A 9165-nucleotide genomic window follows, 5' to 3' on the forward strand; every position below is an offset into this window, starting at 1 on the left:
ACGCCCCCCCCCCTCCCCACCCCCCCCCCCCCCCCCCCCCCCCCCCCCCCCCCCACCCCCCCCCCCCCCCCCCCCCGCCACCCCCCCCCCCCCCCGCCCCGGCCCCCCCCCCCCCCCCCCCGGGCCTGTGGTCGGAGTGGTTCTATGGGGTGAGGCGATCAGGCGGCCGCGCGGCCCTCAATGACGTCGGCGCCGACCTCATCGGCGGAGACCTCTTCGAGATAGGCTCGGCTGTACGAATTGCTGGCGAGCCAGCGTTCGGCCGCCTCGCGATCCTTGGCGGGATAGAGCAGTTCCGGGCTGTCCCCGAGTTCCTGCAGGACGCGGACCATGAGCTATAGGTCGCGCGCTCGCGCGGCGGTTCCTTCCTGACCAAACGACCGACGCCGTTGCGGCTCTCCCAGGCGGCGAGCTTTTTGGTGAAGCGAGCCGGCGGTTTCGCGGTGCCGGAGCGGTACCGGATAACGCTCCCCAGAGGAGCGGATTCGTACACGATATGTGCGGACATGCGGGTTTCTCCATGTCGGAAAACGAAAAAGGGCCCGGCGGGAGTGCCGGGCCCGGTGCGAGCGTGAGGCCGATTATTTAGCGGCCTGGAGGTGATCCGCCTCGCCGCCGTCGATGGTCACCGGCTCATCGGAGGACGGATCCGCATCGTCGGCGAGGTAGGCCGGCAGCTCGGTGGCATCGCCGTCGAGAGCCGCCTCGTCCGACATGTCGCCGGCGATCGCATCGCCAGAATCGGTAGCAACTTCATCGACCTCAACGCGCAGCGGCTCGGGCAGCCAGTTCGACCGTTCGAGAAGACGCGCGGCCTCACGCGCCATGATGTCCTTCTGCATGTGGTCGATCAGCTGCGCGGAGTCTGCGCCACGAGCTTCACGGACAGCCTGTAGAATCCGCGCCTTGGTGAGCCGCCCGAGGAACTCGACCGTAGGCGTCCAGCCGGCGTTGACCATGTCGAACTGGAGCGAGCGGCCAAGCATGTCTGCATGCTCGAGCGCCTTCGGTCGCCTGTTCCAGGGTTCGACCACCGCATTGAGGGTCAGCGAGACGCAATGCGCGAACAGCGCCTTGCGGCTTGCTTCGTCGAGGCCGAACAGGAAGTCCCACAGGCCTTCCGCCTCATCGGGCAAATCGCGGTCCCAGGCTTCGTGCCGCTCGGCGATCTCCTTGGCCCAGGATGTCTCGGCAAGACCGTCGACCTGGCTGAAGCTGCCGCTCTTCAGGCTGATCTCCAGGCACGTGTCCGGCGCGAAGCGATAGAAGACCTGCAGGACGAAGGCATGGAGTGCGGCGATGATGGCGATGTCGACGTCACCGGCGAGCGCGTTGCGCAGTGCCAGCGTGCGCTGCGCGGTCAGGTCGAAGACGAGCCGATCGGGCAGTGGCTTGATGTCATCATCCTCGCCGTCGGCGCCAGAGGTGTCGTTCACCGGCTCGCCGTTGACGACAACACCATCGCCATCGTCGTCGCCATTGGATCGCGTTCCGCCGGCGGCGCCCCCTTCCTCGCCCACATCGACGTCGCCGGTTTCGGTCCGCGGCTCGTCCTCGGACCGCACGAAACCGGCGTCGACCTGGAGTTTGCCGTTCGCGGCAAGCGTAACGAACACACCGGCAATGGCCTTCTGGGCGGGATCGTAGGTTTGAGGACGATCATCGATCGCATCGAGCTCGGCACCCAGCTGGTCGAGCTTCGCCTCGATTGCTTCGTCGGCATCCTCGGCCTGGGCATAGTCCACATCCAGCTTGTCGTATTCGGCCTTCAGCGCGTCGTAGCGTTCGATCTCCTCGGCGCTGAGCTCCTGCGCCTCGGCGTAGATGCGCCGCATCCCGGAGGTGTGGCCATAGGGAAAGCTGATCGCCGCATCCACCCATTTCCAGCCTTCGGCGCGGATCGCCTCGGCATCCACCTTCAGCCTGTCGAAGACAAGCTGCTCGAGAAGTGCGGCATCCTGGAACCAGCCGCCGGAATCCTGCTCGAAGAGATCGCGAAGGATGACCCCGCCGGCAGCCTCATAAGCTTCGGCGCCGACATAGACGGCACGGCGATCATCGGCGCGAACGGTGGTCTCCGTCAGCAGACGCCTGATGTAATACGGTTCCTGCGTGTGCGAGCTGGAGATCCGCTCCCAGACCTGCTCCTGGCGCGCATGATCGTCGGAGATCGAAAACGCCATGATCTGTTCGAGCCGGATTTCGTCCTTCTCATAGAGGTCGAGAAGTTTCGGCGACACAGAGGCGAGCCTGAGGCGCTGTTTCACCGTCGCCGGCGACACGAAGAAGCGGGCGCCGATCTCGTCCGGATCGAGACCGTGATCGCTTAGCGTCTTGAAGGCACGAAACTGGTCCAGCGGATGCAGATCGGCGCGCCGCAGGTTTTCAGCAAGCGAGTCCTCTTCGGCCGAGGTCTCCTGCCTGCGGTTAACGATGCAGGGGATCGGCTCGTTCTTTGCCAGGCGCTTTTGCTTGATGAGGATACCGAGCGCGAGATAGCGACGACCGCCGGCCGGCACCTCAAACGTGCCGGTCTCCTCGCCCTCGCCGTCGAGCATCGGACGGACGTTCAGGCTCTGGATGAGCTTTCGCCGCCCGATGTCATCAGCCAGCTGCTCGATAGACACGCCGTCCTTGATGCGCCGGACATTCTTCTGCGACAGCCTGAGCTTGTCATAGGGAATGTTCTCCGCGGCGTTCATCGCGATCTTCTGAATGGCGTTCTTTGCCATGGTCAGGTTCTCCATGACGGGCGGCCGGGGCCTCTCCCCGAACCTCCAAGCCCGTCAGGAAACCTCCCCGCCCCCTCTGCCTCCCGTCGGGCGTCTGGCACGGACGCCGCCGGCTGCCGCAAAGCTTCGCTGGACTGCGGAAGGCAGAATGGCTATATATCTTCCACGAATGTGGAAGGATTATTGTCATGCCGGGGTTTAGCAGCGAAGTGCTCACCGTCAATGAGGCGGCGGCGGTAACGCAGGTGCCGCTCAAGCAGGTGCATCGCATCATCGATGCCGGATTGCTGCGCGGCCGTGTCGAGACACGCCGCGGCAGCCGCGTCATCATCGGAGCGGGTCTCGTCGGCCTACGCCTCGCCTGGCTGACGGCGGAGACGCTGACGCCTGCCGCGCGGCGGCGGATCGTCGAGCACGCCATTGCCGATGATGCTGCGCCCGTAGTCGCGGACGATCCGCTTAAGGTCGACCTGAAGCCGATCACTGCCGGGGTAAGGACCGGCCTCAGCCGGCTGAGGAAAGCCAAGGCCATGGTGGCGCGCGATCCAGCGGTACTTAGCGGTCAGCCGGCCTTTGTGGGAACACGCGTGCTTGTTCATGACGTTGCCGACATGCTCGCCAATGGCGATACTCCCGAGACGATCCGTGCCGCCTATCCGCAACTGACTCTCGACCGGATCAGGCTCGCGGCCGACTATGCGCTCGCCTATCCGCGGCGTGGCCGTCCGCCGGTCAAGCCGGCGTGGCGCAGCACGGCGGCGAAGTCGACACGCACAATCCGTCTCGACGATCTGCCGGCCGTTTCGTGAAATTCCTGATCGACGAATGCCTGAGCCCAGAGCTTGCGAAACTGGCGCGCGAACGGGGTTTTCCAGAGTCGAGCCATGTGCGCTGGCTGGGCCTCGCCGGCGCCAAGGACCATATGGTGACCCGGCGCGCGGTCGCGTCGCGCTCGACATGCTCGACGACATTCCGCCGCTCGCCGCCGCCTCCGCGCCATCACTGGGGTTGGTCGAGACGGTTCGCGTTCCTCCGAACGGCGCGCCGCCTGAACCCTGCAAAAGCCATCACCGCCGGTGCACGCACCGGCCGCAGGGCGGCTATGTGCTCGTCACGCACAACACGACCGACTTTCGCGGCCTCTATCGCCGCAAGGAGCTGCATGTCGGGCTGGTCGCCTTCAACACCGCCCCTGGCCTGATGAGCCTCGATCTCCAGCACAGGCTCTTTCATCTCGCCCTTTCCGAGCTCGGTGGGGAGGAGGCATGGAACGAAGTGCTGGAGATTACCGTGGATGTCGCGCGTACCATCACCATCGAACGGTTCAACCTCCCCGACTGACGGACCTCCGCGTTCGTTTCCTGCAATCGGGCTGCCAGAAGCCGCCGCTCGCAAACGAAAAAGCCCGCCGCGGGAGGAGGTGCGGCGGGCTTGATTTGGACGACAGCATTCGGGAGGAATAAATGCCGTCCCTGGTCGCCAAGGTCGGGAGGAGGTGACCCGGACGAAACTCGATATCGACAGACTACTCCCTTCCGCGCAGCCGAGAAACATTAATTGTGCATAGCAGCATTGCGATTTTGTGCGGCGCACACTTAGACTGAGAGATGTGTTTGCCAGACCGGCAGCGCAGGCCGTGTGCTGCGCCCCGCAGCGATGCACATGTTCGAAACTGGCGGCATCAGCAGCCCGGTGACGTTACCTACTCCCGCCGCGCGCAGCATTGCAGTATCATGCTGCCAGATCGAGAAGCTTCTTGGCCTTGCCCTCCATCTCCAGGCGAACATCCTGATGCGGCTTGTCGCGCGCCACCCGTGTAATGCCCTGCACGAAGTCGAAAATCGAGGCGGGCGGGTGCCCTTCCTCCGAAAGCACGGCATCGATGATCTTCGTCGTCTCCGCCTTGGAGAAGCCGCGCTTGCGCAGGAAGCTCTGGCGATCTTCGTCGTCCCGAGCGACGACACGCTCCCGCGAAGCCTTGATGCCATTGACGAACGGCATGGGCGAAGACTCCGCGAACTGGATCAGCGCTGGCTCGGCTTCCAGGGCAAAACGCGAGGCGGCATATTTGGAATGCCGGATAATGATTTCCTGGAAATCCTGCACGCCCCAGAGGCAACGATTCTGGCACACTGCACGTAGATAGAAGCTGGCGATTCCAAGCGTGCGGGCGCCGACCTCCGAGTTCCAGCAATAAAACCCCCTGAAAAAGACGTCGGGCGAGCCATCGGGCAGCTTGCCGGCTTCGATCGGATTCAGGTCGTCGACGAGGAAGACAAAGACATCACGGTCGGACGCATAGATCGTCGTCGTGGCATTGGAAATGTCGACATTCGGATTGTAGATTCCCGTTGACCAGTCGAGCACGCCAGGAATCTTCCAGCGGGTGTCGCCGGTACCGTTGCCGGCGATTTTTTGGACGGCCGCGATCAGCTCTTCATCGAAAATCCTGCCATAGTCCGGACCTGTAACCGCTCGCAGCTCGAGGCGTCCGTTCTCGATTTCCAGCGTCTTCACCTGCTCGGCGCGGCGGTTGAGGAGACCGTGCTGAAGGTTGATCGCCGCGAGCGGGGCCGGAAGCTGGCGCAGATAGGTGGCCGGTGCACCTACCAGGCTGGCGAGTTGGCCAAAACTCCAATGCGTGGGGGCAACTGGGGCAGGCGCATCGGGCAGCATTAACCTCAGGCGCTCCGGATCGTCGCGGCTGGCCTCGACGCGGATCAGCTCACTCTCGACGATGCGGGTCTTGCTGCGCTCCGACCGGGCCTTCACCGAATTCCGAAGGTCGGTGAGCGACAGGTATCGCTCATCCGCCGGCCGGTTGAACCATTCTGACGACACGCGGCCGATGCGCTGACCGCGGCTGACGTCGACCTTGTAACCGGCACGCTCGTTGCGGGTGGGCGTGTGAATTTCCATCTGTGTCATGGTTGGAGCTCCTCGGCGGGCGCCGGGAGACTCTCTCCCGGACCTTCACCCGCCACCGCAGCCCACCCACGCTCTTCCTCTGTCGGCATCCGCGCGCCACCAGAAGCGTCGGCATTGCCGAAGCGGCCGCGTTAGGGGCCGACACCAAGCACCGCCAGATCCGGCGCCTCGTCAACGTCCGCGAAGGCGGCGAAGCATGGCCTCCCCAGGATTTCGGTCTGACGCGGATCGATGAACTGGATGCGCCCCGAATATCCGGCGCTGACGACGGACTGGGCCAGCCGCAAGCCGAATGAGCCTTCCCTGCCGGACACCCCGGCAACCACCATGGAGCGGGTGTCCAGCATCGGTGCCAGACGGTGCTGTCCAAGTAGACCCGCGCGCGTTGTGGTTACCGCGTCCATGGCTACTTCCCCTTGAGCTCGGAATTGCGCTTTTCCGAAAAGGCGACGGCACCTTCGTTGAAGTCATCGGAGCGGAGCATGCGCTCGTAGTGCTGTAAGCCGCTTTTGCCCACCCATGCCTTGTGGCTTGCCTCATGCGCCGCCTCGACCGAGAGGTGTGCGGTGGCCCGAATGAATTGAAGGTCCGGTCATGATCGTTACCATGGACCGTCCACGACGGATGCCATCGATACGGCCGTCAGCACGATGGTGACACGGATGTCCTGAGGCACGGCACTCCCTTTCTCCCGCAGCCGGAGGCTGGCGCTTCATTAAACGAGCTCATTCTGGCGGCTTGACCGCCGCACCGGGTTTTGTTGTGATTACCCCACTGTAAGGGCAACCCAAAGAAAGCATGCCAGGGTTGATGACAAGACGTGGTTCGACTGGAAGCAATGGTTCCAGCACTTCGGGGTAAACGTGTCGGAAGGGGCTGCCGGGTCCTGTGTTCGACAACCACCTCATGATGAGGCAGGCTGCCTTGGCTGGCAGCGGAATAGCGTTGGGTCGGATTGGCACGGCGAGCGAACAGGTACGCCGCGGCCAACCGGTTGAGCTCCTGCCTGGGGAAGATCAACGCCCCGGTAACGTCTATCTTGTTTCGCTCAAAGAAACGCCGTGGAACAAAGCTGCCGCGCTTTTTGCAAACTGGCTCATGTCCATGCCTGGTCCGGCTTTCGATCCAGTTAGACATTCCACGACACGGAACAATGCGACCGTAGGACTTGAGAAGTTCTAGTTATCGCCCAACGGCAAACGCTGAAAAGTCGAAGGTATTCACATAATCGCGGAATGCGGCCTGCGCCTTGGACTGGTTCTTCAGGTTGGGAAAGATCAGCATCATTTCATAGGGTGGAATTTCCCAGCCCGGGAGCAACTCCACAAGGCGGCCGACCGCCACGGACGGCTGGCACACGTAAGCGGGAAGGAGTGCGACCCCGCCGCCCGCGATGCAGGATTGCAGCAGGAACCCCATAGAATCCGAGGTCGCAGCCGGCGGAGGCCGCAGGACGATCGGTGTGTCGTCTGACGAGAACACCCATTCGGGCTGCGCATCATGCACCAGGCAGCGGCGATCTAGAAGATCGGTCGGTTCCTGAAGAGGACTGCCAGCCGCCAGATAGGCTGGAGCGGCGACGAGAACCCGTTTAATCGAGGAGACACGCCGCACGATCAGGTCCTGACCTGTGGTCGTGCCAACGCGAGAAGCGAAATCAACCCGCTCGCGGATGACGTCGAGATGCCGGTTTGTGGCGATCAGTTCGACGGCGATGCGGGGAAACTGCGTGGTAAATCCGTGCAGGAAGGTCGGCATGAAATAGGTGGCAGTTACCTCTGGGCAGGTGATCTTCAGCGTCCCGACAGGCTGTTCCTTGAGATTGGTCAACGCCATGTCCGCGGCCGAGACCTAGCGCGAACGCGGCGGCAGTATTCGAGATAGACCTGGCCGCTGCCGGTGAGGCTTACGTGCCGGGTGGAGCGATTGAGAAGCCGCAGCCCCAGACGTGCTTCAAGCTGGGCGATGCGCTGGCTGACAGTGGATTTGGGCATCCCGATCCGCCCCCCGGCGCGAGTAAAACTGCCCGTTTCGGCGACTTCGGCCAGAAGGATCATGTCGTCCACGCTGTACAAAGCGACGCATCCTCTCTCGTGTCGTTGCTCATTGTACAATAACACGGACAAAATTTCCGTATGATCGGAATTGTTGGAACGTTCTTGGCTCGGTAGCCTCGGCACCCGAAGCAGGGAACGCGAAAAATGTCGATCAGTCAGACGGCCCCCAAGGCGGACAGGGTGGGCATCGCCATTGCGGCGATGGTTTTCACGGACCTGACGCTTTCCATCGCGGATGCGATCATCAAGGTCACGATCTCGGACATGCCGCTGTCGCAGTTCATTTTCCTGCGGTCCTGCGTCACGCTGCCCTTGTTGATCTCGATCCTGAAATGGCGCTTTCCGCAGGTGTCGTTGCGCCCAGCCTATCCTGGCTGGGCCATCGTGCGAAGCAGCCTGCTTCTGTCGAGCCTGCTGATCTATTACGCTTCGCTACCGCGCCTCGATTTCTCGATGGCGGCGGCGGTCTATTACACGATCCCGCTGTTCATTACCCTTTTTGCGGCCTTCTGGATCAGGGAACCTGTCGGGGTGCAAGGTTGGGTCGGAGTCGCCCTCGGCTTCATCGGTGTGCTGCTCATGCAGAAGCCGCAGGCCGGCGACCTTGGCATCCATGCCGTGATGCCGCTGGTTTCTGCAATTCTCTACGCTCTGGCGATGGTGCTGACGCGCACCAAGAGCCGTGGCGAAAACCCCTTCGTTTTGGCGCTGATCTTCAACCTGATAGCGATCGTTCTCGGGGGCAGCGCTAGCTTGGCGACCGTGATGGCAGGGAGCGAGGGTGGACAAAGCCTGTTCATGGGCGCGTGGATTCCAATGTGCTGGACCCAATGCGCGCTGATCGGGCTTTTGAGCATGACGATGCTGATCGGCAGCGTCGGCACGGCCATCGCCTACCAGTTGGGACCATCCTCGATCATCTCGACTTGGGACTTTTCATATCTAGCCTTCGCTGTGCTATGGGGCGTCGTGCTGTTCTCGGAACGTCTGGATGCGGCTTCCATGCTCGGTATCATTCTCATCGCACTGGCCGGGATTATCGTCATCCGGCGTTAGCGGCGATATATTGGAGCACCGAGGCCGGATGATGGCTTCGGGCTCTTTGCTACTGTCGCAAAACTGCTTGACCTTCGCACGCTGCAAAAGTCTGCGATTCAATTTTGCCAAACTTGGGAAAATTGAGACATTCGGCATCAGGAGATGACAACGATCTCCCTTGAGACAGGTTGAGCGTGACGATTTGGAAAGACCCGTGGGGGGAAGACGTTCGGCCCCGCGTACGTTCGACGACTGCGCAGGAAGCGGCCAATGATGATTAGCACCTGGCCGAAACCCTCATCACCATCGCCGGCAGAGTAACATCAGCTGGGTCGAACGGTAGCCCGGATTCCGGTCGGCCACAATGAGGTCCGGCTTCGTGTCGAACAGGCTTCGATACAGCCCCAACG

General features: G+C 62.6%; 8 protein-coding genes and 2 pseudogenes. 4 read left to right on the plus strand and 6 right to left on the minus strand.

Annotated elements, in window-relative coordinates; genetic code table 11:
- Window positions 1–158: 158 nt before the first annotated feature.
- Both NKH43_RS35420 and NKH43_RS34595 read right to left on the minus strand, forming a co-directional pair.
- Window positions 159–508: pseudogene (locus NKH43_RS35420) on the minus strand (UCP036055 family protein).
- Between the two features lie 73 nt (window positions 509–581).
- Window positions 582–2732: a ParB/RepB/Spo0J family partition protein gene (locus tag NKH43_RS34595; RefSeq protein WP_352549719.1), complete on the minus strand. Its 2151-nt coding sequence runs from the start codon at window positions 2730–2732 to the stop codon at window positions 582–584.
- Window positions 2733–2920: 188 nt separating this feature from the next.
- Here NKH43_RS34595 and NKH43_RS34600 point away from each other — a divergent pair, with 188 nt between their 5' ends.
- The 3 genes and pseudogenes from NKH43_RS34600 to NKH43_RS34610 all read left to right on the plus strand — a co-directional run bounded on the left by NKH43_RS34600 (window position 2921) and on the right by NKH43_RS34610 (window position 4073).
- Entirely contained in the window at window positions 2921–3541 is a 621-nt protein-coding gene (locus NKH43_RS34600; protein WP_352516226.1) for a DUF433 domain-containing protein, read from the plus strand.
- A pseudogene (locus NKH43_RS34605) lies at window positions 3538–3672 on the plus strand (DUF5615 family PIN-like protein); the annotation flags it as partial. The gene NKH43_RS34600 and the pseudogene NKH43_RS34605, both read left to right, overlap by 4 nt.
- A 17-nt stretch (window positions 3673–3689) precedes the next feature.
- The gene (locus NKH43_RS34610) at window positions 3690–4073 is read left to right on the plus strand and encodes a hypothetical protein (RefSeq protein WP_352861964.1); all 384 of its coding nucleotides are present in this window, start codon (window positions 3690–3692) and stop codon (window positions 4071–4073) included.
- A gap of 390 nt (window positions 4074–4463) precedes the next feature.
- Here NKH43_RS34610 and NKH43_RS34615 read toward each other — a convergent pair whose 3' ends face one another.
- The 4 genes from NKH43_RS34615 to NKH43_RS34630 all read right to left on the minus strand — a co-directional run bounded on the left by NKH43_RS34615 (window position 4464) and on the right by NKH43_RS34630 (window position 7726).
- Complete coding sequence (locus NKH43_RS34615; protein WP_352468590.1) at window positions 4464–5660, minus strand: DUF932 domain-containing protein; 1197 nt, start codon at window positions 5658–5660, stop codon at window positions 4464–4466.
- Window positions 5661–5791: 131 nt separating this feature from the next.
- Window positions 5792–6064 carry a CoA-binding protein gene (locus tag NKH43_RS34620; protein WP_031195148.1) on the minus strand — a complete coding sequence of 91 codons (273 nt, stop codon included), beginning with the start codon at window positions 6062–6064 and terminating at the stop codon, window positions 5792–5794.
- Window positions 6065–6842: 778 nt separating this feature from the next.
- Window positions 6843–7490, minus strand: coding sequence for a substrate binding domain-containing protein (locus NKH43_RS34625; protein ID WP_352861960.1), 648 nt, complete (start codon window positions 7488–7490; stop codon window positions 6843–6845).
- Window positions 7487–7726, minus strand: a complete 240-nt coding sequence (locus NKH43_RS34630; protein WP_352861962.1) for a LysR family transcriptional regulator — start codon at window positions 7724–7726, stop codon at window positions 7487–7489. The genes NKH43_RS34625 and NKH43_RS34630 overlap by 4 nt, the downstream gene beginning before the upstream one ends.
- A gap of 135 nt (window positions 7727–7861) precedes the next feature.
- Between NKH43_RS34630 and NKH43_RS34635 the strand changes: the two genes are divergently transcribed.
- On the plus strand, window positions 7862–8773 hold the full coding sequence (locus NKH43_RS34635) for a DMT family transporter (RefSeq protein WP_352622021.1): 912 nt from the start codon (window positions 7862–7864) through the stop codon (window positions 8771–8773).
- The last annotated feature ends 392 nt before the right edge of the window (window positions 8774–9165 follow it).

It is taken from the genome of Mesorhizobium sp. M1163, from assembly GCF_040318415.1.
Lineage (GTDB): Bacteria > Pseudomonadota > Alphaproteobacteria > Rhizobiales > Rhizobiaceae > Mesorhizobium.

Excerpts from the sequence above, each read along its gene's own strand:
- NKH43_RS34595 (WP_352549719.1), bottom strand. The coding sequence starts at position 2,732 with ATGGCAAAGAACGCCATTCAGAAGATCGCGATGAACGCCGCGGAGAAC.
- NKH43_RS34600 (WP_352516226.1), top strand. The coding sequence starts at position 2,921 with ATGCCGGGGTTTAGCAGCGAAGTGCTCACCGTCAATGAGGCGGCGGCG.
- NKH43_RS34610 (WP_352861964.1), top strand. The coding sequence starts at position 3,690 with ATGCTCGACGACATTCCGCCGCTCGCCGCCGCCTCCGCGCCATCACTG.
- NKH43_RS34615 (WP_352468590.1), bottom strand. The coding sequence starts at position 5,660 with ATGACACAGATGGAAATTCACACGCCCACCCGCAACGAGCGTGCCGGT.
- NKH43_RS34620 (WP_031195148.1), bottom strand. The coding sequence starts at position 6,064 with ATGGACGCGGTAACCACAACGCGCGCGGGTCTACTTGGACAGCACCGT.
- NKH43_RS34635 (WP_352622021.1), top strand. The coding sequence starts at position 7,862 with ATGTCGATCAGTCAGACGGCCCCCAAGGCGGACAGGGTGGGCATCGCC.